We start from the raw sequence: 24,154 nt of genomic DNA on the forward strand, positions 1-24,154 counted from the left end.
ATGCCGGTCCAGTCGGTTGATGTCTTGGGTAGACCCGCCCGAACTGTGCGTGTCTCTGGACCTGCGGAGGCACACTAATTCTGGTGATGTGATATGTCCCCAATAAAAAAGGCGGTTCGGCATCCTGAGGCCACGACGATGGCATAGGGTAGGGGCGGGACAGATATCGCATCTTGTTGTGTCGGCCGCCGCTTCGACGGTCGAGGGCATCGGCATTGCGTCACACGTTCTCGATGGGCTTTGGGGGGGGCGCAAATTCCTGGGCGTCGGCGAGGAGAGATGGCGCAAACTAGCAGGGCGTGAAACAATTCCGAAAAAAGGTGGGCATTCGGAAACCCTTGTCTAGCAATGGGTTGTGCCACTTTCTTCACGTTGTTTCACGCAAAACGAGCGCGCGCGACGGGTGAAATAGGGGCGCATGAATTTGACGTGCGTTATCGTGTCTAGGTGATGATGAACCACACAATACTGTGTTAAATAAAACGTGTTTTGTGGTATATGATACAAATATCTGGGTCGACGCGCAGTTCGATCTGCCTATTGGCGACCCGAGACATCGCGTGGATCGACCAGCAGGGACTTGATAGATGTAGCGAGTTCTATATCGCTAGTTGTCACGTGACAACGCGCTGCGGCGACGGTGCCGGATCGCAAGCCGGTCGGCATCGGGGAAATCGAAGCGGTCGCCTGGTCGATATTGCATTTGCGACGTGCACCCAGGCAGCGTTGAGCTAAGGCGGATTCTGTAGACGGCCTCGGAAGACTGTTTCCTATGTGTCTTGCCAGTGTCCATCACAATGCGGCTGAAGGGGAATCTGCAGACTTCGTGTCAACAGGGTGAAGCGCATCGCCACCGGCGGTATATATCTTCCACTTCTCCGGATGTCTGCTATCTGGGGCGACTGATCATCGTCACCGACGATCGACCAAAGAGTCCGCTACTAAGTCGCATACCACAACGAAAATTCACCGCCGCGGCGTTCCCGTCCAGAAACCTCCGCGGCCAGCGGACCTACTTCGTCGCCTGCGATGCGCACAGCTGCTGCCACCGACGCGCCTTCGTCGCAGAAGCCTTTGCTGGCTCATCGACCGTTCGCCACCAACGTTCGCCGCGATGCGGAGCATCCAGATTGAGTCGCTCGCCCATCCTGGGCGTTGATAGCTCGACGCCGCGCACCATTGCCAACGCGGTGACGCGCTCGAACGGTTCCTGCCAACGGTGCATCGCGAGATCGAACGTGCCGTTGTGAATCGGCATCAGCGTGCGCCCGCGCAGGTCGATGTGCGCTTGCACGGTTTCTTCCGGCTGCATGTGCACGTAGGGCCACTGCGGATCGTATGCCCCGGTCTCGATCAGCGTCACGTCGAAGGGCCCTAGCCGTTCGCCTATCGTCCGGAAACCGTCGAAGTAGCCGGTATCGCCGCTGAAGAACACCCGCAGGTCGTCGTCGACGATGACCCATGACGCCCATAGCGTGCTGTTGCCGTCAAACAAGCTGCGCCCGGAGAAGTGCTGCGCCGGTGTCGCGGTCAGCATCAGTCCATCGACATTGACACTTTGCCACCAGTCGAGCTGGCGTACCTTTTTTGCGTCGATACCCCATTCGATCAGGCGGTCGCCGACGCCCAACGTCGTGACGAACACGCCAGTGGTCGCCGCAAGCGCGAGCACAGTCTCACGGTCAAGGTGATCGTAGTGATCGTGCGACAGGAGCACGCCACGCAACGGCGGGAGGTCCTCGAGCGCGATCGGCGGCGCATGGAAGCGCTTGGGGCCGATGCGTCGGAACGGCGATGCGCGTTCGGCAAATATGGGATCGGTCAGCCAGAATTCGCCGCGCAGTTTCAACAGTAGCGTCGAGTGTCCTAGCCGATACAGGCTGCGGTCGGGGGCTGCATCGAGTTGTTCGCGAGTCAGTGAATCGATGGGCAATGCGCCTGTCGGAACCGTGTTGCGTGGTTTGTTGACCAGCATATTCCATGCAATGCCCAGCGTTTTACCGAAGCCTTCAGCCGGTCGCGGTGCAACGTTGCTGAAGCGTTCGCCGTTGTGCTGCGGCGACTCGCCGGACAGGGTGCGGCCACGCCTGGCGGCGGCGAAACCTAGCATGCGATGAAGAAATACGAGAGGCGAAGCCATGTCGATTCGTCCGGAAAATAAAGTACACCGAGCAGTGTAGTTTATCTCCGTAAAAAGTAAACTCAAGGGTGTAGAATTTTTCGAATGAATACGAGCACTTCTCCTCAACGGCTGACCGACCGAAAGCGTGCGGCAATACTCGCCGCGGCGATCGACGAATTCCTCGCGGCCGGCTATGACGCGACCAGCATGGATCGCATCGCCGCTCGCGCGGACGTGTCGAAGCGCACCGTCTATAACCATTTCCCAGGCAAGGAAGCATTGTTCGCGGCGATCCTGCATCAGCTGTGGGACGCTACGCTGACCGCCGGCGCGCCGGCCTACTGCGCCGACGTCCCGCTGCGCGATCAACTGATCGCGCTGCTGGGCCGCAAGTTGCGGTTGCTGAACGACGAAGCGTTTCTTGCACTCGCCCGCGTCGCGATCGGTGCGGCTATCCATTCGCCGGAGCGCGCGCGCGACATGGTCGAACGCATGGGCGAGCGCGAAGAAGACGTGACGGTCTGGATTCGTGCTGCCGCGGCGGCTGGCCGGTTGTCGTTGACCGATCCCGTATTTGCCGCGCATCAACTGCACGGGATCGTGAAAGCGTTCGCGTTCTGGCCGCAAGTGACGATGGGCCAGCCGCCGCTCGGCGTGCAGGAACAACAGAAGGTCGCGGAAACGGCTGCCGACATGTTTCTTGCGTACTACGCGCGCGCGGATCACGCCGACGTGTCACGTACAGTGCAAGACTGACCGCGCGTCGCGCGAAGCGCGATGCGGAATAGTCGCGTCGATATCCGCAACGCGAGCCTCATCCTCCGCCTCGAGGAAAGCGCCATTCGACAACCGGCGAACGCATGCACAGGTACACACGTCGACGTTGCCGGATTGAGCCGTACCGACGCATGCGGCAGGCGCCAATGAAACCGAACGCGAGCGAAAACCAATGAAGACGCTGTTGATCGTCTATCACACGATGACCGGAGGCACGCAGCAAATGGCCGAAGCGGCCGCGGCTGCTGCGCGCGCGCAACCCGGCGTCGACGTCAGGTTGCAGCGTGCGGATGCGACCAGCGCCGACGACGTGCTCGCCGCCGACGCCTACCTGTTCGCGACGCCGGAAAATCTCGCCGCGATGTCCGGGCTGATGAAGGATTTCTTCGATCGCTGTTACTACGCCGCGCTTGATCGCGTGAACGGTCGCCCGTATGCGGCGATGATCTGCGCAGGCAGTGACGGACAGAACGCGCTGCGTCAGATCGACCGGATCGCAACCGGATGGCGGCTCAGGAATGTGTCGCCAGGCCTGATCATCTGCACCCATGCGCAAACGCCGGAGCGGATCCTCGCGCCGAAGACGATTGGCAGCGAGGATCTCGCGCGCTGCGCGGAGATCGGCGCGGGGCTCGCTGCGGGTCTTGCACTCGGCGTGTTCTGATTGCCGGCGATCAAGCCGGCCGAAGCGGAGCTGCGGCAGCGCGACCCGAGCGCGACGCATGCCGTCTGGCGCCCGTTGCAGCGAATTCCCGAGACGCGCATTTTGCGCGAGACATCGCTCGTGCGAATCGCATTGCCGTTTGCGACAGCTGCACCCGTGGAATGTCGATGCCTTAGTCGGCCCTTGTCGACACTGGCGGCCGATGGTATTCGGGCCACAGGCTTTTCACGAGATCGCGTGAAGCGCCATACGCATGGCAGCTGTCGATCTTGAGCGGTTTCCCGTCGTCGCCTCGCTGATTCAGCGACGACGGGCGCACGCCGACCGTCGTCTGATAGGCCGCGGTCGCGACAGGACCGAGCATTTCCTTCAGATGCGTGCACGTGTCACACGACGGCAGACGCTTGCGGACCTCGCTGTTCCACCCGGCACCGATGCGCAGTCCGACGAGCGCCTGCAGCGTGTCGCCGCCGCCCGGACACTGCGCATAAGGATGCGACCTGATGAACGTGGATACCGCGCGCACGATCATGTCGGTGTCGAAGACCAGCGTTACGCCGAGATCGTGAATCGGCGCCAGCGCCGCGATGGTGCGCGTGCCGCCGGGCGGCGTGAAATCGTTCGTCTTGCGGTCCGCGAGACAGGCCGAGACTTCGAACAGACCGTCGCTGCGCCGATAGCCGCGCATGTCGATCTGCCGATGGTGAATCTCTTCGCGCGTGATGCCGTCGTGCGGGAGGGCGTGTCGGGGATTCATGTATTCGCTCCGTGTCGTACGGCCGGGGTCATTTTGCATTCGACCGCGATGTCGTCGGCTGAACAGCGCGTCGTGAAGCCGGCCACGGCGAACCGCCGACGCTGTCGATCCGGCCAATAGTACGCACTTTCCGATGCCGGCATGCGCTCGATGATCGATGCGGCCGCAACTAATAGCCTGACGACAGAGATCGACGCACACTCGCCACGCCACGCTCATCGTATGCGAAAGCCCGGTCTTTCGGACGATGCGAATCGGCGGAATCCGACGTATTCGCTATCCGTACCATTGCTCGCCATTTCGTACTGTGGAATAACCGATGCATCGCATGACTGGCGCACTGAAGCAGAAAGACCCGTAACGACACTACGTAACGCGAGTGTCGATCCACCGCGAAAACGCCGCCATAATGCGCAACACGACCGCGCGGACGCATTGCTTTTCCACCGGATCCGTCAAATGCGAACCGGTGAGTCAACCGACTGCCGCGCGTACCGGTATACTTCCACACCTGCCTTTGTCCGGCATCGTGGCCGGGTGCCTGAAACAGTGGTGTTGGCGATGCGGCCCCGCAATGATCCGCGTCGGTGGCAGACGCGCCGCAGGCGATGCGGCGAACGCCGATGTGCGGAATGACTGCACGAACCACACCTTATATTCCTGGTGGATTGAATTTATGGGTTTTGAACAACTTGCCGAATTGCGGGCGCAGCTCGCAGCAAAGGCCAAGCAGGAGCGCAACGCGAAGCGACCGGCTACGCAACCGGACGCAGGCGCGAAGCCAAAGTCCGGCGACCGGCCCGCTCGTGGGGCCAAATCGGGTACCGGGGCCAAAGCGTCGTCCGGCGCGAAGCCCGCTTCGGCGAAGCCGTCGACGCCGGTCGATCCGGTCATCGTCGCGATCGGCAAACTGCAGCGCCGCTTCCCGCGCGCGTTCCCGAAGAATCCGGCTCCGAAGGTGCCGCTGAAGGTCGGTATCTGGGACGACCTCGCTCGCGAGGCGCAAGCCGTCGGCCTGAGCGAGGCCGAGCTGCGCGAGGCGATGTCCACGTGGTGCCGCGGCAATCGTTACTGGTCGTGTCTCGTCGAAGACGCGGTACGGGTCGATCTGCAAGGTAACGAAGCGGGGCGCGTGACGCACGACGACGCGGCGCGTGCGCGCCGGCTGAAGTCGCGCCGTCCGGGCAACAAGGGCGGCGCGCAAGCAGCGAAGGGCGCACCGCAGCAGCCGAAGGTGGAAGCGCAGGCCGCCGCCGCGCCGCAGCCGGCGACCGCGGAAGCACCGGCCGACGCAGCACCGCAGCCCGAGCAGCAAACGGCCGCGAGCGAGTAACACGCGATGTGTCGCCGCGCGACCGCGCGGTGACGGCCTGCCTGCACCACGCATGCAGCGCACACATGACAGACCGACCTGTCCTCCGGGGCAGGTCGGGACTGCCTCCGCTGGCGACACAGCCAGTCAGCCTCACCCAATCCTCATCGAACTGCCAATCGTGACCCACGTCCACTCGCTCACGTTTCGTCCACGATAATTCGTTTTCCTAATGTAATCGGATTGAAGATGAAACCCTGGATGCGCTCCCACACGAACTTGTCGCACGTGGGCCGCAGCACAAACGCGAAGTACGGCCATATTCGAAAGGCCGCAGGGCGATGTCCGGACGCACCGCACGGCCGCCCGCCCGTCAGTTGGCGACCAGTCACACACACGCGATAATCTCCCCGGCACGAATCGTCGGGCCGGCGCGTTGCCGGTCGCGCATGACGCGAAAGCTACCTGAAAGCCGGCGCAATTCGTCCGACATTCCCCAAAATTGAAAGGCACCGGCAAGGCGTACGCGTCACCGCGTCACACGAAGCTTGCCGATTTCATACGCACAACGCGCTACGCAAAGACCGCATCATGAACCTGAGACATTCCGCGATTCTCGTCGCGCTCACGGCTGCCGCGCTGTTCGGCGCCGCGACGCCGCTCGCCAAGGCGCTGATCGGCGCGATGTCGCCGTTCATGGTCGCCGGCCTGTTTTATCTCGGCAGCGGGACCGGCCTCGGCGTTGGAATCCTGTTGCGCGGGCTGCGCCGCCGCCGCGCGCCGGCCGAGAACGCCGCGCCGCTGCAACGTTCGGACCTGCCGTGGCTCGCCGGCGCGATCGCGGCCGGCGGCGTCGCGGGTCCGGCGCTGCTGATGCTCGGACTGTCGAGCACACCGGCTGCGACGAGTGCGCTGCTGCTCAATCTCGAAGGCGTGCTGACGGCGGTCATCGCGTGGGTCGTGTTTCGCGAGAACGTGGATCTTCAGGTGTTTCTCGGCATGGTCGCGATCGTCGCCGGCGGCACGCTGCTGTCGTGGAGCCCGGGGCGCGCGGGCGTGCCGATCGGCGCGTTGCTCATTGCCGGCGCATGCCTGTGCTGGGCGATCGACAACAATCTGACCCGCAAGGTTGCCGCGAACGATGCGATGGTCATCGCGTGTGCGAAGGGCCTGGTCGCCGGGCCCGTGAACATCGGTATCGCGCTCGCGACCGGCGCGGCACTGCCTGCCATTCCGGCCGCGGCCGCCGCGATGCTGACCGGCCTCGGCGGCTACGGGATCAGTCTCGTGTTGTTCGTCGTGGCGCTGCGCCATCTCGGCAGTGCGCGTACGGGCGCGTATTTTTCGGTGGCGCCGCTGTTCGGTGTCGTGCTGTCGTTGCTGATCTGGCCGGCGCTGCCGTCCGTCACGTTCTGGATCGCGGCCGCGTTGATGGCGCTCGGCATCTGGCTGCACGTGCGCGAACGGCACGAACACGAGCACGCGCATGAACGACTCGAGCATACGCACCGGCATCGGCATGACGAACATCATCAGCACACGCACGATTTTCCGTATGACGGTGATGAACCGCACACGCATCCGCACGTGCACTTGCCGATCACGCACAGTCACGCGCATTTCCCGGACATTCACCACCGCCATCGGCACTGATTGCGCGGCAACGGACAACGACGCGCGCGTGCAATGCGCATCGAAAAGTAGCTGTTTATGGGGACGTTATCGGGTGCCCGCGGGGTCGCGTCGACGTCGTTCGATTGCGACTCAGTCTTCCGTCTGAATCAACCGGATCAACGACCCGTCCGGGTCGATCAGCGCGCCGACGGTGCCGCCCCATGCCTCGCGCTTCGGCCGATGCGCGCGTGGCCAGCCGGTCGTCTGTTCCGGAATGCCGGCGGCGAGCACTTCATCGAAAAACGCACCGACGTCGCCGAGCCGGAAACAGCAGCTGAACCAGCTCGTGGCCGGGTCGAGACCGGGATGCGGAAAGAATTCGAGCAGCAGATCGCCGCGTCTCAGGATCATCCAGCCGTCGTCGCGCCAGGTTTCGACGAACCCGAGCTTCGCGTAGAACAGCGACGTGGCTTCGAAATCGCGCGACGGCAGATTGGGACTCGCAAAGTCGGTCAAGGCCGGTTCTCCAGTGAGCGTTGCGGTCGAATGAACGCGCGGGAAAATGCGCGGATGGGATGTCGCGCATCATCGGTCAAACGATGCGCACCGACAAGCTGCGCAGGCCGCCGTCGCGATTATCGCCCCGGGGGGAAGCAGAATCCGAAATCCTCGCAGCCCGGGCATCCTGGCGCGGGCCCGGCCGGCCGGCCGAGCGATGCGGCCACTTCCTGCGCGAGGAATTTCTTCCAGCGCAGCTGCGCCACATTGCGTGCGGCAAGCGCGGGGAAATAGCGATCGAGCATCGCGGTTACCGCGTCGCGTCCGTCAAGGCCAAGATCGCGCCACAGGTGATCGGGGCGCAGGCACGCATGCGCGATGATTGCAGCGACGCAGTCGGCATCGTCGTGCGCGACGGCGAGATGCATATCCCGCATCAACAGCGCGTGCAGCGTCGCGACGAATTGCGCGTGCGCGGCCGGCAGCAGTGCGACGGTGGCTGCCGGCGCGAGCGCCGCCGCATCGGCGGAACTCAGGCGCGGAAACTGGCGGGCAAGCAGGCCGCTCAATCGGGCGGGAGACAGGCCGAGCAGCGCGAGCTCGTTGCGGCATGCGCGTGCCGCAATGAGTTCACCGAACAGACGTGCATCCGGAGAATCGGTATCGGCCGCACCGGACAGCAGCGCTTGCAATATGCGTCGATGCGCATGCTCGAGCGCGGACGTCATTGCAATCACCGGAGGATCACTCGACTCCGACGATCACGCTCGATGCCTTGAACAGCGCGGACGCGGCTTTGCCGCTCGCAAGGCCGAGACGATCGACGCTGTCGTTGGTGACGATCGCGACGATCTCGGCGCCGCCTGCGGCCTTGATCACGACTTCCGAATTGACCGCACCCTTCGCGATCGACGACACGGTGCCCGCGACACAGTTGCGCGCCGACACCTTGCTGCCGTCGACGTCGACCATCACGATCACCGACGATGCCTTGACGAGCGCGAAGGCCTTCGCGCCGGCCGCGAGACCGAGCGATGCGACGCTGCCGTGCGTGATCACGGCGACGATGTCGAGGCCGTCCTGGGTACGCAGCGTGATTTCGTCGTTGACGGCACCGGGCTTGACGGCGCTGATCTGGCCGGCGAATTGATTACGGGCGCTGGTGCGCATGATGACTCTCCAGGAAAGGGGCCGCCCGGCGGGCGGCGAGCGAACGGCGGAAATCGCGGACGAGCTTACCGGCAATGCAAGTCAAGCGCGACGTGAGCATCGACATACCGGACATGCGAAACGGCGCACGATGCTGCGCGACGGCAGGCATGTCGTGCACGCCGCCCCGCGCGCGCTTACTTCGCGGCGGCCGACGCAGCAGCTGGTGTGCCCGCCGTCGACGTCTGCTGTGCCGTAGCGGCCGTTACATCGCCTTCCCAGCCGCCGCCGAGCGCAAGGAACAACTTCACCTGGTCTGCGGCGACCTGACCTTCGGCCGCGGCGACCTGCGCACGCACGCTCGTCAGCGTGCGCGTCGCATCGAGGTCCGAAATGAACGACTCGCGGCCGGCCGTATACAGCCGATGCGTTTCGTCAGCGGAACTGCGCGCCGATTCGTAGGCCGTGCGCAGCGCGTCGGTGCGCTGCACGTCGGCTGCATAGGTCGCAAGGCTCGACTGCGTCTCGCGCAGCGCGTTCAGTACGACGCCGTCGAAGTGCGCGAGCGCGCCGCCGGTCGCCGCCTCGGCTTCGCGCACGCGCGCGCGCTGGCCGTTGACCGGGAACGACCAACTGATCAGCGGTCCGAACGACCAGCGATTCGTGGTGGACGAGAACAGATCGGCGGCGACGCCGACCGAACCGGCGGACGCGCCGATGCTGATCGACGGATACAGCGCGGCGGTCGCGACGCCGATCCGTGCGGTCGAGGCGGCGAGCTGACGCTCGGCTTCGCGAACGTCGGGACGGCGGCGCAGCAGCGCTGCGCCGTCGCCGATCGGAATCGGCTGGCGCAGCTTCGGCAGGCGCTCGCATTCGGTGACCGCCTTCGGCAGATCGGCGGGCGAACGCGCGAGCAGCGCGGCGAGCTGGTATTGCGCGATCTTGCGGCGGCCTTCGAAGCGCGGGATGTCGGCCGCGAGCGTGCGTACCTGCGTGACGCCGCGCGTGACGTCGGTCTGATTGCCGCGTCCCGCATCGCGCAGGCGCTGCGACAGCTTCACGCGCTGCTGCTGCAGCGCGAGCGACTGCTTCGCGATCGCGAGTTCGTCGCCGGCGGAGCACGATTCGACGTAGGCACGCACGACGTCCGCGACGACGGTGATGCGCGCGAGGTCGGCGGCCGCTTGCACGGCTTCGCTGTCCGCGCGCGCGGCCTCGACGCCGCGACGCAGCTTGCCGAACAGATCGAGTTCGTATGACACGCTGATGCCGACCGCGCCTTCGTTCACGACGGGCAACTTGTTTTCGAGCAGATATTGCTCGGCCGATTCCTGCGCGCGCTGCACCGCTGCCTCCGCGCTGCCGGAGAAGCCGCCTTGTTCGTTCGCGACTTCCAGCGCCGCGCGCGAACGCGCGAGGTTGGCCGCGGCGACGCGCAGGTCGGTGTTCGATTTCAGCGCACTGCGCACGAGTTCGTCGAGCACGGGATCGTCGTACAGCTGCCACCAGTTGCCGGGCACTGCGTCGCGCGACACGAGCGTGCCGTTCGCGTCGTCGAGCGCGTGGCTCGCGAGCGGCGCATTCACGTACGCCTGCTGCGGCAGCTTGTAGTCGGGGCCGACGGATGTGCACGCGCCGAGTGCGAGCGCGAGCGGCGCGAGTGCCGCCGCGAGGCGCAGGCCGTGCCGCTTCATTGCGATGCTCCCGCCGCGCTGACGGCCGCGGGCGCGGATGCCGCGGCCGCGCCGGCGGCCGGCTTCGCATTGTCGTCGCGGCGCGTGTCGGTGTGCACCGCGACGGTCGCGGTGCGGCCGGCGATCATTCGGAAGTCGTCGGGCACCTCGTCGAGCACGACGCGCACCGGCACGCGCTGCGCGAGCCGCACCCAGCTGAATGCGGGGTTCACGTTCGGCAGCAGGTTCGCGCCCTGCGTGCGGTCGCGATCCTCGATCGCGGCGACGATGCTCTGTACGTGGCCGCGCAGCGGATGCGGCTCGCCCATCACGACGATGTCGACCGGCTGGCCGATACCGATGCCGCGCAGCTTGGTTTCCTCGAAGTAGCCGTCGACGCGGAACGAATTGCGATCGACCACCGACAGCACCGCGCGGCCGGCCGGCACGTATTCGCCGACGCGCGGTGCGCGGTCGTTCAGGTAGCCGTCGACGGGGCTCACGATCGTCGTGCGCTGCAGATTGAGCTTCGCGGTGTCGAGCGACACCTGTGCATCGGCGGCGGCAGCTTCGCCCTGTTCGACGCGCGTGCGGCTTTCCTCGACCTGCTCGCTGGCGACCAGGTTGCCGAGCTGCAGGTTGCGCGCATATTCGCGCTTCGCCTGAGCAAGCGTCGCGCGACGCTGCGCGAGCGTCGCTTCGGCCAGGCGCTCCGCGAGCGTGTAGCGGGCCTGGTCGATCACGAACAGCACCTGGCCGCGCTTCACCTCCTGGTTGTCGGCGACCTGCACCGCGGTGATGAGCCCCGACACGTCGGGCGCGACCTGGATCACGTCGGCGCGCACATGGCCGTCGCGTGTCCACGGCGAGAACATGTAGTAGTTGATGATCCGCCACAGTACGAGGGCGGCCACGACGACGACGATCAGGGTGAGCAGGATCTGCCCTGCCGAGAGCCAGGTTTTTTTCACGGTTAGCTAGCCACGAGATGGTGAGACACGATGACGACCGCGGCAAGCACGAACACGTAGATGCCGAGGTCGAAGATCGAACGGTGCCAGACGAGGCGGTAAAAGCCGACGCGTTCGAGCAGCGCGCGCACGACGATGTTGATCAGGTAGGCGATCAGCATCAGCACGAGCGGAGCCGGCACGAATACGCCGAAGATGTCGATTTCGCCGATCATGGTCGCGGTCGGAAAGACAGGTTGGAAAGCGGGATCATGCGGGCGCTCCGTCCGGTGCGGCATGCGGCGGCTGCGCGGACGCGGCCGGGTACAGCGACAGGCGCAGGCCGACGAGCGCGTGCAGCGTGTCGCGCAGCCGGCGGTGTGTCGCGGGCGTGGTCGGCGCTGCGGGAGCGGCGTGCGTCGTGCCGTCGCCCGCCGATGCGGCGGCCGTGCCGGGCAGGTTGCGGCCGGCCACGCGCTGCAGCGCGTCGTCGATCGATGCGAGCAGCGCGGGCGGTGCAGGCTGTCGCGCATTCGCGGCCGCGCAGCGCGTGTAGTGATCGGTGACGCCGGCCAGCACGCGGTCGATCGCGTCGGGCACGTCGCCCGTCAGCTTGCGGCGCGAGCGGCGCAGGTCGAGCGCGTTCAGCGCGATGCGCAGGTCGCGGAAGCTCTCGATCGACGGATGGCGGTGGTCGTCCGACGCGCCGAGGCGCGGCAGCAGTTGCGTGACGCGATCGAGCATGCGCGATGCGTGGTTGCGCTGGTCGTCGAGCGGCTGCGTCGACGCGGAGCGTGCGACGTCCTCCCAGCCCGAACGCAGCAGGCGCCGCACCGCGAGTTCCGCGCCGAACGGACGCGTCGCGCGCGTCCAGACGTACGCGAACAGCAGCCCGGCGACGCCCGCGAGGTTGCTGTTCAGGAACACGAAGAAATCGGCGTCGTACGCGCTCTGGATGCTGATGAAGGTGGCGGTGTTCACCGCGACGAGCATCGTCACCATGTTGAACTGCGGGCGCGGCAGCAGCGTGCCGATCAGGATGAACGGCCCCGCGAACATCAGGACGAGCATCGGGAAGTCGTGCACGTGCGGCAGCACGGCAAACAGGTACAGCCCGGCGAACACGACGCTCGCGGCCGTCGACAGGAAGAACTTGAACACCAGCGGTGCCGGCTCGTCGAGCGCGGCGAAGAAGCTGCACGACACGGCCACGAGCGTGACGGCCGCGGCGCCGTCGTGCCAGCCTGACGAGATCCACAGCGAGCATGCGACCACGATCGCGAGCACGACGGTGAGCGTCGAGAACAGCATCATCCCGCGATCGAAGAAGCGTTCGGTGCCGCCGAGCCGCCAGTGCCGGAAACGCGGTTGCCAGACGCCCGACTCGTTCGCGATCAATGCGCGCAGCGAGCGGCAGTCCTGCCAGATGTCGATGACCTGATGCAGCCGCCACAGCGCGTTCGACAGCAACGCGCCGTCCCAGCTCGCGAGGGCACTGTCGGACGGCTGCAGCGACGCAATGCGCTCGCGCAGATTGTCCGCGACCGGATCGTGGGCCACGTCGCCGTCGGTGCCGGTCTTCACGGCCGGCAGCGGTGCATCGAACCACTTTGCCGCGTCGGCGAGCAGCGCGTCGAGTGCCGGCGGTCGCACGTGCAGGTCGCGCATCAGCGCGATCAGCGGATCGGCGAGCGACGACATCAGCGGCAGGAACAGCTGCATGCGGCCCGCGAGCGCCTGCGCACGGGCGAGCACGCGCGGGTGCGCATGGTCGTAGCTCAACTGGCTCAGCAGGAATTCGAGGCCGGTAATGGTCGCGGCGAGGCGTTGCCGGCACGCCGACAGCGCCTTGCCCGCGATGTGCCCCGACAGCGTCTCGCGACCGTAGAACGCCGCGTCCTTGAACCATGCGTCGGTGCGCTCGATCAGCGTCGGCGCGAGGCGGTTCGGGAACACGGCGCTGCCGACCACGCTCGCGCACACGATGCCGAGCACGATTTCCTCGGTCCGCGCGATCGCGACGTCGAAGATCGTCGACGGATCGGTCACCGTCGGCAGCGCGACCAGCGGCATCGTGTAGCCGGCGAGCATGAACACGTAGCTGCGCGCGGTGCGGTCGGAGATCGCGAGGTAGAGCAGTGTGCCGCACCACGTCGCGACGATGATGCTGAACAGGAACGGCGTCTCGACGAACGGCGGCACGAACAGGATCGCGGCGGCCGCGCCGAGCGCGGTGCCGAGCGCGCGATACAGCGCCTTCGAGCGCGTCGCGCCGACGAACGGGTTCGACACGATGTAGACGCTCGCCATTGCCCAGTAAGGGCGCGGCAGCTGGAAATACAGGCCGAGATACAACGCCAGCATCGACGCGGCGAACGTCTTGCCCGAGAACAGCCAGTCGCGAAGGCTCGGATAGGTCATGACGCGGAATCGGCGGGGTGAGACGGACGCGACGCCGGATGCTGCACGTCGGCCGCGTTGAACGCGTTCAACACGCGCAGCGTCGCTTCGAGATCGGCACGGGTGACGCCCTTGAGCACCTGGGCGCGCAGCACGCGCAGATCTTCCTCCATCTTGGCGGTGACCGCGCGGCCGGCAGCCGTCAGCGAGATCGTCTTCGCGCGTCGGTCGTGCGGATCCTCGTCGCGGCGAGCGAGGCCGGCCGCGCACAGCTGGTCGAGCAGGCGCACGAGCGACGGCCCCTCGATGCCGACGTGTTCGGCGAGCGTGCCCTGGCGCACGCCTTCGCCGAGGCGGCCGGCAATCAGCAACGGCGTCGCGCAGGCTTCGGACACGTTGTACGCGGTCAGCACGGTGTCGCTCGTGCGGCGCCACTTGCGCGCGGTGAGCACCAGCAGGCTGCTGACGGCGAGGCGGAGGTCGTGCAGATTGGTCATGGGCGAGATGATAGGGGCAAAAACATTCGATAGCAAACTATCGTTTTTGTCACTCGCATGTCATGCCGCACGCCCGGGGCGTCGACCTGTAACGAGCAATTTAGGCGGTCGATCCGACGCCGGTCAAGCTGTCAAATCGCAAGCGAGCGGCGGATCCTTACGTGCCGCGTGCAATCCGGATCGAACGCGGCAATCGCACGTGGCGGCTTGGCGGTCAGGCCTGGGATGTAGGGGCGTTGTAAGAAAAATGCGATCTGGATGATCGCGTACCAGCCGTGCCGCCCGACCGGGATCGCGCGATGCGCACCGTACTGTCCTGGCTCCGCACGCGATTGCACTAGGACAATAATCTCCGGGTGTCTTTCTGAGCGACCATGCGGAAGCAACGACGGAGACATCGAGATGGGACGGACCGAGGTATCGGCGCGCTGGCACGACGCGATCGGCGCGGTGCACGGCATCGAGTCGAAATACAAGCGGCTCGTGAAGGCGATCGCCGCCGACATCGAAAGCGGCGCCCTTGCACCGGGCGCGCGGCTCGCGCCGCAGCGCGACGTGGCGTCGAGTCTCGGCGTCAGCGTGCAGACCGTCACCAATGCCTACAAGGAACTCGAAAGGCAGGGCCTGATCCGCTGCGAAGTCGGGCGCGGCAGCTTCGTGGCCGCGCGCGTGACCGAATCGATGTCGAACTACATCCTCGATACGGCCGAGCGCGAACTGGTCGACTTCTCGATCGCGCGCATCGTGCACACGCCGGAACACGACGCCGCGTGGCGGGCCGTCTGTGCGGTGCTGGCCGATGTCGACGACCAGCCGTGGATCCGCTCGTTCCGGCCGATCGCGGGCCTCGATGCGCATCGCGAGGCCGGTGCCGCATGGCTCGCGTCGCTGAATCTGCCGATTCATCCCGAATCGCTGTTGATCACGAACGGCGCCGCGCACGGCATCTTTCTCGCGCTCGCGTCGATCGTCGGGCCGGGCGACACAGTGCTGTGCGAGAGCCTGACCGACCACGGCGTGATCGGCTCCGCGAACGTGCTCGGGTTTACGCTGAAGGGGCTCGAGATGGATGAACACGGGATCCGTCCCGAACATTTCGAGGAAATGTGCGACGGCGAGCGAATCAGTGCGCTCGTCTGCACGCCGACCCTCAATAACCCCACGGTATCGATGATGTCCGATTCGCGCCGCAAGTCGATCGCGCGCATCGCGTCGCGCTACGGCGTGTACGTGATCGAGGACGACGTATACGGCCCGCTGCCCGCGAAGACGGCCACGCCGATCGCGAGCCTGATTCCGGACCTCGGCTTCTACTGCACGAGCATGACGAAATCGGTGCTGACCGGGCTGCGCACCGGCTATCTCGCGATGCCGAGGCGGCTCGCGCTGCGCGTCGAGAGCGTGCTGCGCGTGAGCAGCTGGATGGCGACGTCACCGATCGCGGAGATCGCGACGCGCTGGATCGCAGACGGCACCGCGCGACGGCTCGTCGAACTGCAGCGGCAGCGGCTCGCGGTGCGCCAGGACATGGTGAAGGCCACGCTCGGCCCGTATGTGCTGGGTGCGCATCCGAATGCGCTGTCCGCGTGGTTGCGCGTGCCCGACTACTGGCAGGCCGACCGGCTCGTGCGCGAATTGCGGACCCGCAAGATCGCCGTGACGTCGCCCGATCCGTTCCTCGTCGGCGGCACCGAGCGGCCGAACGCGGTGCGCGTGTGCATCGGTGCGGAGACGACGGATGCCGCATGCAATGCCGCGCTCGCGACGATCGCGGGCGTGTTCGAGCAGTATCCGCACGTGCACGATTTTCACTGAAGCGAAGCGGGCGTCGTGCCAGCGACGCACAATGTATCAGGACATTCGAAAGCGCAATTTGGAACATTAGACTGGATCGCACTACATCAATGATGAGGCGTGCGATCCATGTCCCTTCTGTCGCTGTCCGACGTCTACCGCGCGCGCCGACGCATCGCCGGGCATGCGTGCGTCACGCCGCTCGTCGCGTCCGCCGCGTTGTCCGCGCGGGTCGGTGCATCCGTCCACCTCAAACTCGAAACGCTGCAGCCGACCGGCAGTTTCAAGCTGCGCGGCGCGACCAACGCGCTTGCCGAACTCGCGGCACGGCGCGTGACGCGCGTCGTCACCGCGTCGACCGGCAATCACGGCCGTGCGGTCGCGCATGCGGCGCGCACGTTTGGCATCGAGGCCGCCGTCTGCATGTCGTCGCTCGTGCCGGCGAACAAGGTCGACGCGGTCGCCGCGCTCGGCGCGCGGGTCGTGATCGCCGGCGATAGCCAGGACGATGCGCAGGCCGCGGCGCGGCGCCTCGTGCGCGACGAAGGCTACACGTACGTGCCGCCGTTCGACGATCCGCGCATCATCGCCGGACAGGCGACGATCGGCGTCGAGATTCTCGAAACGCTGCCCGATACGTGCACGCTCGTCGTGCCGCTGTCCGGCGGCGGATTGTTCAGCGGCGTCGCGTTTGCCGCGAAGGCGATCCGGCCCGCGATCGAGGTGATCGGTGTGTCGATGGCGCGCGGCGCCGCGATGCACGCGAGCCTCGCGGCCGGACGACCGGTCGACATCGATGAACAGCCGACGCTCGCCGATTCGCTCGGCGGCGGCATCGGCCTGGACAACCGCTACACGTTCGACATGACGCGCGCGCTGGCCGACGACGTCGTGCTGCTCGACGAGCCGGCGATTGCGCGCGGCGTCGCGCATGCGTATCGCGAAGAGCGTCTGGTCGTGGAAGGCGCGGGTGCGGTCGGCATCGCCGCCGTGCTGGACGAACGGATCGCGCACCGCGATCGCGGCGGTCCGATCGTCGTGATCGTCAGCGGCGCGAACATCGACATGGCCGTGCATCGCCGGCTCGTTTCGGAGAACTGACATGGCCCATCCCGTCACGCTGCTCGGACAGGCGCAACTGCGCGCACTGGTCCCGCTCGATCTCGCCGCGATCGACCAGGTCGAGGCCGCGTTCACGTCGCTCGCGACCGATGCGGTCGCGATGCCGCCGATCCTCAATCTCGCGCTGCCGGCGCGGCACGGTGAGGTCGACGTGAAGACCGCGTATCTGCCGCGCTTCGACAGCTTCGCGATCAAGGTCAGTCCCGGCTTCTTCGACAACCCGTCGCTCGGGCTGCCGAGCCTGAACGGGCTGATGCTCGTGCTGTCCGCGCGCACCGGCCTGACCGAAGCCGTGCTGCTCGACAACGGCTACCTGACCGCCGTGCGCACCGCGGCGGCCGGCGCGGTGGCCGCGCGCCGGCTCGCGCGCGCCGATGCGCGCCGCGCGGCGATCATCGGTGCGGGCGAACAGGCGCGGCTGCAGCTCGACGCACTGATGCTCGTGCGCGACATCTCGCACGTGACGGTCTGGGCGCGCGACGCCGAGCGTGCCACGCGCTTCGCGGCCGACGTGCGTGCCGCGCACGGGATCGACGCGGTTGTCGCGCGCTCGGTGCATGCAGCGCTCGCCGACGCGGACGTCGCGGTAACGACCACCCCCAGCCGCGAGCCGCTCGTGCACGCCGAGGATCTGCATCCGGGGTTGCACGTGACGGCGATGGGCTCGGACGCCGACTACAAGACCGAACTCGCGCCGTCGGTGTTCGGCGCGGCGCGCTACTTCTGCGACCGGTTGCAGCAGACCCGCGTGGCCGGCGAACTCGCGCACGCGATCGCCGCCGGTGCGGTCGCGCCCGACGCGGTGTTTCCCGAACTCGGCGAAGTGATCGCCGGGCGGCGCGAGGGCCGCACCCATCGCGACGACATCACGATCTGCGACCTGACCGGCACCGGCGCGCAGGACACCGCCATTGCCGTGCTCGCGCTGCAGCGCGCCCGCGCGGCCGAGGTGGGCACGATTTTTCACAACGACCTCACGACTTGAGAGGAGACAGATGTCCGCAGTCATCGAAACCCACGAAGCCGCGCCGCGCCTCGCGTTCGAGCGTAGCGAGTATGCCGCGCGCATCGCGAAGACGCGCGCGGCGATGCAGCGGGCCGGCATCGACCTGCTGATCGTCACCGACCCGACCAACATGGCCTGGCTCACCGGCTATGACGGCTGGTCGTTCTACGTGCACCAGTGCGTGCTGCTGCCGATGGACGGCGAGCCCGTCTGGTACGGCCGCGGCCAGGACGCGAACGGCGCGAAGCGCACCGTGTTCATGGCACACGACAACATCGTCGGCTATCCTGATCATTACGTGCAGTCGACGGCCCGTCACCCGATGGACTTCCTGTCGACCGAGGTGATCGCCGCGCGCGGCTGGAGCACGTTGCGCATCGGTGTCGAACTCGACAACTACTACTTCAGCGCGGCGGCGTACGCGTCGCTGCAGAAGCATCTGCCGGCCGCGCGCTGGGTCGATGCGACGGCGCTCGTGAACTGGCAGCGCGCGGTGAAGTCGCCGCGCGAGATCGAGTACATGCGTGTCGCCGCGCGGATCGTCGAGCGCATGCATGCGCATATCGTCGACACGATCGAGCCCGGCATGAAGAAGAGCGATCTCGTCGCGCAGATCTATGCGACCGGGATCGGCGGCGCGGACGGCTTCGGCGGCGACTATCCCGCGATCGTGCCGCTGCTGCCGACCGGCGCCGACGCGGCCGCGCCGCATCTCACCTGGGACGACACGACATTCGCGCGCGGCGCGGGCACGTTCTTCGAGATCGCGGGCTGCTACCGCCGCTATCACTGCCCGCTGTCGCGCACCGTCTATCTCGGCAAGCCGCCCGCGCACTTCGTCGAAGGCGAGCGCGCGGTGGTGGAGGGGATCGAGGCGGGGCTCGCCGCCGCGAAGCCCGGCAACGTATGCGAAGACATCGCGAATGCGTTCTTCGCGGTCCTGCGCCGTGCCGGCATCGAGAAGGACAGCCGCTGCGGCTACCCGATCGGCGCGAGCTATCCGCCGGACTGGGGCGAGCGCACGATGAGCCTGCGCCCGGGCGATCGCACGGTGCTCGAACCCGGCATGACGTTCCATTTCATGCCGGGACTGTGGCTCGACGACTGGGGGCTGGAGATCACTGAAAGCATCCTGATCACCGAGACCGGCGTGGAGACGTTCTGCAACGTGCCGCGCAAGCTGTTCGTGAAGGAGTAGGGCGATGCGTGCTTCTCCGATCACGCCGACCGTCGATTTCGACGCGGACGGCGAACAGCATGGCTTTCTGAAGCTGCCTTACTCGCGCGACGATTCCGCGTGGGGCGCGATCATGATTCCGGTGACGGTCGTGAAGCGCGGCGACGGGCCGACGGTGTTGCTGACCGGCGGCAACCACGGCGACGAATACGAAGGGCCTGTTGCGCTGTCGAAACTCGCCGGCTCGCTGAAGGCGGCCGACGTGACCGGCCGCGTGATCGTCGTGCCGTTCATGAACTACCCGGCGTTTCGCGCCGGCTGCCGCACGTCGCCGATCGATGCGGGCAACCTCAACCGCAGTTTTCCAGGGCGTCCGGACGGCACCGTCACCGAGAAGATCGCCGACTATTTCCAGCGGCATCTGCTGCCGCTCGCGACGCACGTGCTCGATATCCATGCAGGCGGCCGCACGCTCGATTTCGTGCCGTTCGCGGCGATCCACGTGCTGGATGACCGCGACCAGGAAGCACGCTGCGAACGCGCGATGCGCGCGTTCGGCGCGCCGTACTCGATGCGCATGCTGGAGCTCGACAGCGTCGGGCTTTTCGACACCGCGGCCGAGGCGGCCGGCAAGGTGTTCGTGTCGACCGAGCTCGGCGGCGGCGGATCGTCGACGGCCGCGAGCGTCGCGATCGCCGAGCGCGGCGTGCGCGGCTTTCTCGCGCATGCGGGCGTGCTCGCGAACGTCGACGGCGAGCGCGGACACACGCGCGGCGCGCCACGCACGACCACGCTGCTCGACATGCCGGACGGCTCATGCTTCACGACCAGCGAGCATCGCGGGCTGCTCGAGATGTGCCGCGATCTCGGCAGCGAGGTCGACGCGGGCGACGTGCTCGCGCGCGTGCACGACATCGACCGCACGGGCGTCGCGCCGGTCGAATACGTCGCGCAGCGGCGCGGCCTGCTCGCGGCGCGGCACTTCCCGGGCATCGTGCAGGCCGGCGACACGATCGCGGTGGTCGCCGACATCGTCGAGCGCAACATTCCGGTGGCCGCATGAGGATGCGCACGACGTGATCAAGCTCGACCGATACGACCTGGCGATCCTGCGCATCCTCGAGCGCGATGGGCGCATCACGAAGTCGAAGCTCGCGGAGGCCGTGAACCTGTCGATCTCGCCCGCGTGGGAGCGCGTGCGCAAGCTCGAGGAAAGCGGCGTGATCCGCGGCTATCGCGCGGACGTCGACTGGATCGGCACGTTCTCGGGCAGCCGCATCGTCGTCGAGGTGACGCTGTCGCGTCATACCGCGTCCGACATGCGGCGCTTCGAGGACCGGGTGAGCGCGGCGCCCGAAGTCGCGCAGTGCTATGCGACGGGCGGCGGCGTCGACTACGTGCTGCACGTGATAGCGCGCGACATCGACCACTACCAGCGCTTCATCGATGGCCTGCTGATGGACGACCTCGGCATCGAGCGCTACTTCACGTACGTCGTGACGAAGGTCGTGAAGTGCGAATCGGGCGGCGCGCCGGACTGGCACTGAAACTTCGCGCGAACGCGGGCCAATACGGAAAAAACCGCAAGGCGTGAGCGCCGAAACCGAAATTTCCGCAGCCGGCGGCACGACAGAATGAAGCTCGTGCCCACCCAAACGAGGAGACGCAGCATGCTGCCCGGACACCCCGTTCTGTTCAAGTCGACGTGCTATGTCGACGGTCGCTGGATCCACAGCGACAGTGCCGCGACGGTCGCCGTCGTGAACCCTGCCGATCAGGCCGTGATCGGCCATGTGCCGATGCTGGAGCGCGCACAGATCGTCGCGGCCGTCGACGCCGCCCAGCGTGCATTCGACACGTGGCGCTGGACGCCGCAAGCCGTGCGCAGCGCGGCGCTGCTGCGCTGGCATGCGCTGATCCTGCGGCATCTCGACGATCTCGCCGCGTTGCTGTCGCTCGAACAGGGCAAGCCGCTCGCCGAGTCGCGCGGCGAGATCCGTTATGCAGCGAGCTTCGTCGAGTGGTTCGCAAACGAGGCGAAGCGCGTTGCGGGCCGCACGATCCCGACGCACATCGACGGCGCGCATCTCGGCACGCTGATGGAGCCCGTCGGCGTCGCGGCGCTGATCACGCCGTGGAATTTTCCCGCCGCGATGATCACGCGCAAGGCCGCCGCCGCGATCGCGGCCGGCTGTGCGGTGGTGGTGAAGCCCGCGCACGAAACGCCGTTTTCGGCGCTCGCGCTCGCGCAGCTCGCCGACGAGGCCGGTTTCCCGGCCGGTGTGTTCAACGTCGTGCTCGGCGAGCCGCAGATGGCGATGGAAACGCTCGTCGGCGATGCGCGCGTGCGCGCGGTGAGCTTCACCGGATCGACGCGCGTCGGGCGGCTCGTCACCGAGACCGCCGCCAAGGCCGGCATTCGCAAGGTCGCGCTCGAACTGGGCGGCAACGCGCCGTTCATCGTGACCGAGGACGCGGACCTCGAGCAGGCGGTGCGGATCGCCGTCGGCGCGAAGTTCCAGACCTCCGGCCAGGACTGTTGCGCGGCGAACCGGATCTTCGTCGCGCGCCCGCTCTATGAAGCATTCGTCAACCGCTACGCGAACGCGGTGCGCGAACTGAAAACCGGCCCGGCGTTCGAGCCGGACGTCGACGTCGGTCCGCTGATGCACCAGGCAGCATTCGACGCGACGGCGGCACGCGTCGACGACGCACGTGCACGCGGCGCGCGCATCGTCACCGGCGGGCGGCCGCACGCGCTCGGCGGCTGGTTCTACGAACCGACCGTGATCGCGGATGCCGCACCCGGCATGCGCGTGTACGACGAGGAGAACTTCGCGCCGATCTCGGCGGTGTGTGCGTTCGACACGCTCGACGAAGTGGTCGGCAAGGCCAACGACACCGAATACGGCCTCGCCGCCTACGTGTGTGCGACGCGCATCGACACGATCTTCCAGCTCGTGCGACGGCTCGACTTCGCGATGGTGTCGGTCAACGGCGTGAAATTCACCGGTGCGCCGATCCCGTTCGGCGGGATGAAGGCGTCGGGCCTCGGGCGCGAAGGCGGCGCCGAAGGGTTCGAACCGTTCACCGAAACCAAGTATTTCTGCCTCGGCAATCTCGGCCTGCCCGTCGCGGCGACGGCCTGACCCATTCAAAGGAGCCCATCATGAAACAATCGATCGACGCACTGCTGCGCGAGGACCGCACCCACTTCATGCATCCGTCGACGCACGCATACGACCACGAGACCGGTGCGCTGCCGGGCAAGATCGTGCGCGGCGCGCAAGGCATTCACATCGAGGATCACCAGGGCAAGCGCTATATCGACGCGTTCGCCGGCCTCTACTGCGTGAACATCGGCTACGGCCGTACCGAAGTCGCCGACGCGATGTACGCGCAGGCGAAGCAGCTCGCGTACTACCACACGTATGTCGGCCACTCGTCGGATGCGATCATCGAGCTGTCGTCGCGCATCATCGACTGGGCGCCGGCCGGGATGAAGAAGGTTTACTACGGGATGTCGGGTTCCGACGCGAACGAGACGCAGGTCAAGATCGTCTGGTACTACAACAACGTGCTCGGCCGCCCGAACAAGAAGAAGATCATCTCGCGCGAGCGCGGCTATCATGGCTCCGGCATCGTGACGGGCAGCCTCACGGGCCTGCCGAGTTTCCACCAGCATTTCGACCTGCCGATCGACCGCGTGAAGCATACGGTGTGTCCGCACTGGTATCGCAAGGCGCCGGCCGGCATGAGCGAAGCGCAGTTCGTCGCGTACTGCGTCGACGAACTCGAAAAGCTGATCGCGCGCGAAGGCGCCGACACGATCGCCGCGTTCATCGCGGAGCCGGTGATGGGCACGGGCGGCATCATCGAGCCGCCGGCCGGCTACTGGCCCGCGATCCAGGCCGTGCTGCGCAAGCACGACATCCTGCTGATCTCGGACGAAGTCGTCTGCGGGTTCGGGCGCCTGGGCTCGAAGATGGGCGCGCAGCACTTCGGGATCGCGCCCGATCTGATCACGGTCGCGAAGGGGCTGACGAGTGCGTATGCGCCGCTGTCGGGCGTGATCGTCGGCGAGAAGGTGTGGGACGTGATCGCGCGCGGCTCGCAGGCGCACGGGCCGATGGGGCACGGCTGGACGTATTCGGGTCACCCCGTGTGCGCGGCCGCCGCACTCGCGAACCTCGCGATCCTCGAACGCGAGAACCTGGTCGGCAACGCTGCCGAAGTGGGCGCGTATTTCGGCGCGAAGCTGCGTGACGCGTTCGGCGCGCATCCGCTCGTCGGCGAGGTCCGCAGCGTCGGGATGCTGGCGGCGCTCGAGTTCATGGCAGACAAGGATGCACGCACGCCGTTCGATCCGTCGCTGAAGATCGGCGCGCAGGTATCGGCCGCGGCGCTGCAGCGTGGCGTGATCGCGCGCGCGATGCCGCACGGCGACATTCTCGGCTTCGCACCGCCGCTCGTGATGACGCGCGCCGAAGCCGACGAGATCGTCGGTATCGTGAAGGAAGCGGTGGACGAGGTCGCGGAGCGCAATGTTTCGATCGTAGCCTGAGTTTCCTGCGGGTCCGATGCGCGCGCAAGCGCGCGAAATGACGCCGTCGCACGGAAGTGCGGCGGCGTTTTTGCT

Annotated in this window: 22 protein-coding genes; 12 read left to right on the forward strand and 10 right to left on the reverse strand. The window is 66.6% G+C overall.

From position 1 onward, the window contains the following. Positions 1–1,012: 1,012 nt before the first annotated feature. A complete protein-coding gene (locus tag WS45_RS00050) occupies positions 1,013–2,140 on the reverse strand; it encodes an MBL fold metallo-hydrolase (protein WP_059697427.1) in 1,128 nt (375 codons plus the stop codon). A gap of 84 nt (positions 2,141–2,224) precedes the next feature. Between WS45_RS00050 and WS45_RS00055 the strand changes: the two genes are divergently transcribed. Together WS45_RS00055 and WS45_RS00060 are read left to right on the forward strand one after the other, a co-directional pair. Next, complete coding sequence (locus WS45_RS00055) at positions 2,225–2,878, forward strand: TetR/AcrR family transcriptional regulator (protein WP_059697428.1); 654 nt, start codon at positions 2,225–2,227, stop codon at positions 2,876–2,878. 193 nt (positions 2,879–3,071) lie between these two features. Beyond that, positions 3,072–3,563 (forward strand): flavodoxin family protein, encoded by a 492-nt coding sequence (locus WS45_RS00060; RefSeq protein ID WP_059697429.1) that lies wholly within the window; start codon positions 3,072–3,074, stop codon positions 3,561–3,563. 172 nt (positions 3,564–3,735) lie between these two features. Here WS45_RS00060 and WS45_RS00065 read toward each other — a convergent pair whose 3' ends face one another. Then, on the reverse strand, positions 3,736–4,320 hold the full coding sequence (locus tag WS45_RS00065; protein WP_059697431.1) for a DUF2889 domain-containing protein: 585 nt from the start codon (positions 4,318–4,320) through the stop codon (positions 3,736–3,738). A gap of 676 nt (positions 4,321–4,996) precedes the next feature. Here WS45_RS00065 and WS45_RS00070 point away from each other — a divergent pair. Together WS45_RS00070 and WS45_RS00075 are read left to right on the forward strand one after the other, a co-directional pair. Beyond that, positions 4,997–5,653 carry a ProQ/FinO family protein gene (locus WS45_RS00070; protein WP_059697433.1) on the forward strand — a complete coding sequence of 219 codons (657 nt, stop codon included), beginning with the start codon at positions 4,997–4,999 and terminating at the stop codon, positions 5,651–5,653. Positions 5,654–6,223: 570 nt separating this feature from the next. Beyond that, positions 6,224–7,285: a DMT family transporter gene (locus WS45_RS00075; protein WP_059697435.1), complete on the forward strand. Its 1,062-nt coding sequence runs from the start codon at positions 6,224–6,226 to the stop codon at positions 7,283–7,285. A 111-nt stretch (positions 7,286–7,396) separates the two neighbouring features. Here WS45_RS00075 and WS45_RS00080 read toward each other — a convergent pair whose 3' ends face one another. The 8 genes from WS45_RS00080 to WS45_RS00115 all read right to left on the reverse strand — a co-directional run bounded on the left by WS45_RS00080 (position 7,397) and on the right by WS45_RS00115 (position 14,416). After that, positions 7,397–7,762: a bleomycin resistance protein gene (locus tag WS45_RS00080; protein ID WP_059697436.1), complete on the reverse strand. Its 366-nt coding sequence runs from the start codon at positions 7,760–7,762 to the stop codon at positions 7,397–7,399. A 119-nt stretch (positions 7,763–7,881) separates the two neighbouring features. After that, on the reverse strand, positions 7,882–8,472 hold the full coding sequence (locus WS45_RS00085; RefSeq protein WP_059697439.1) for a nitrogen fixation protein NifQ: 591 nt from the start codon (positions 8,470–8,472) through the stop codon (positions 7,882–7,884). Between the two features lie 16 nt (positions 8,473–8,488). Beyond that, positions 8,489–8,914 (reverse strand): TOBE domain-containing protein, encoded by a 426-nt coding sequence (locus WS45_RS00090; protein ID WP_059690987.1) that lies wholly within the window; start codon positions 8,912–8,914, stop codon positions 8,489–8,491. A gap of 176 nt (positions 8,915–9,090) precedes the next feature. Continuing rightward, the gene (locus tag WS45_RS00095) at positions 9,091–10,590 is read right to left on the reverse strand and encodes an efflux transporter outer membrane subunit (protein WP_059697440.1); all 1,500 of its coding nucleotides are present in this window, start codon (positions 10,588–10,590) and stop codon (positions 9,091–9,093) included. After that, positions 10,587–11,540, reverse strand: coding sequence for an efflux RND transporter periplasmic adaptor subunit (locus WS45_RS00100; RefSeq protein ID WP_059697442.1), 954 nt, complete (start codon positions 11,538–11,540; stop codon positions 10,587–10,589). Before WS45_RS00100 ends, WS45_RS00095 begins: the two co-directional genes overlap by 4 nt. A gap of 2 nt (positions 11,541–11,542) precedes the next feature. Continuing rightward, positions 11,543–11,755 (reverse strand): DUF1656 domain-containing protein, encoded by a 213-nt coding sequence (locus WS45_RS00105; RefSeq protein WP_044849171.1) that lies wholly within the window; start codon positions 11,753–11,755, stop codon positions 11,543–11,545. A 34-nt stretch (positions 11,756–11,789) separates the two neighbouring features. Further along, a complete protein-coding gene (locus WS45_RS00110) occupies positions 11,790–13,940 on the reverse strand; it encodes an FUSC family protein (protein ID WP_059697444.1) in 2,151 nt (716 codons plus the stop codon). Beyond that, positions 13,937–14,416 carry a MarR family winged helix-turn-helix transcriptional regulator gene (locus tag WS45_RS00115; protein WP_059697446.1) on the reverse strand — a complete coding sequence of 160 codons (480 nt, stop codon included), beginning with the start codon at positions 14,414–14,416 and terminating at the stop codon, positions 13,937–13,939. Before WS45_RS00115 ends, WS45_RS00110 begins: the two co-directional genes overlap by 4 nt. A gap of 402 nt (positions 14,417–14,818) precedes the next feature. Between WS45_RS00115 and ehuR the strand changes: the two genes are divergently transcribed. The 8 genes from ehuR to WS45_RS00155 all read left to right on the forward strand — a co-directional run bounded on the left by ehuR (position 14,819) and on the right by WS45_RS00155 (position 24,079). Next, complete coding sequence (gene ehuR, locus WS45_RS00120) at positions 14,819–16,231, forward strand: MocR-like ectoine utilization transcription factor EhuR (RefSeq protein WP_059697448.1); 1,413 nt, start codon at positions 14,819–14,821, stop codon at positions 16,229–16,231. A gap of 108 nt (positions 16,232–16,339) precedes the next feature. Further along, positions 16,340–17,311 carry a hydroxyectoine utilization dehydratase EutB gene (gene eutB / locus WS45_RS00125; RefSeq protein ID WP_059697450.1) on the forward strand — a complete coding sequence of 324 codons (972 nt, stop codon included), beginning with the start codon at positions 16,340–16,342 and terminating at the stop codon, positions 17,309–17,311. A 1-nt stretch (position 17,312) separates the two neighbouring features. Further along, complete coding sequence (locus tag WS45_RS00130; protein ID WP_059697452.1) at positions 17,313–18,317, forward strand: cyclodeaminase; 1,005 nt, start codon at positions 17,313–17,315, stop codon at positions 18,315–18,317. Positions 18,318–18,327: 10 nt separating this feature from the next. Beyond that, positions 18,328–19,536 (forward strand): ectoine hydrolase DoeA, encoded by a 1,209-nt coding sequence (doeA, locus tag WS45_RS00135; protein WP_059697454.1) that lies wholly within the window; start codon positions 18,328–18,330, stop codon positions 19,534–19,536. A gap of 4 nt (positions 19,537–19,540) precedes the next feature. Beyond that, positions 19,541–20,578: a N(2)-acetyl-L-2,4-diaminobutanoate deacetylase DoeB gene (doeB, locus tag WS45_RS00140; RefSeq protein WP_059697456.1), complete on the forward strand. Its 1,038-nt coding sequence runs from the start codon at positions 19,541–19,543 to the stop codon at positions 20,576–20,578. 13 nt (positions 20,579–20,591) lie between these two features. After that, positions 20,592–21,062 (forward strand): Lrp/AsnC family transcriptional regulator, encoded by a 471-nt coding sequence (locus WS45_RS00145; RefSeq protein WP_059697458.1) that lies wholly within the window; start codon positions 20,592–20,594, stop codon positions 21,060–21,062. Between the two features lie 123 nt (positions 21,063–21,185). Continuing rightward, positions 21,186–22,664, forward strand: coding sequence for an NAD-dependent succinate-semialdehyde dehydrogenase (locus WS45_RS00150; protein WP_059697460.1), 1,479 nt, complete (start codon positions 21,186–21,188; stop codon positions 22,662–22,664). Between the two features lie 20 nt (positions 22,665–22,684). Then, positions 22,685–24,079, forward strand: a complete 1,395-nt coding sequence (locus tag WS45_RS00155; protein ID WP_059690998.1) for an aspartate aminotransferase family protein — start codon at positions 22,685–22,687, stop codon at positions 24,077–24,079. Positions 24,080–24,154: the final 75 nt, after the last annotated feature.

The organism is Burkholderia sp. RF2-non_BP3, from assembly GCF_001522185.1.
GTDB lineage: Bacteria > Pseudomonadota > Gammaproteobacteria > Burkholderiales > Burkholderiaceae > Burkholderia > Burkholderia diffusa.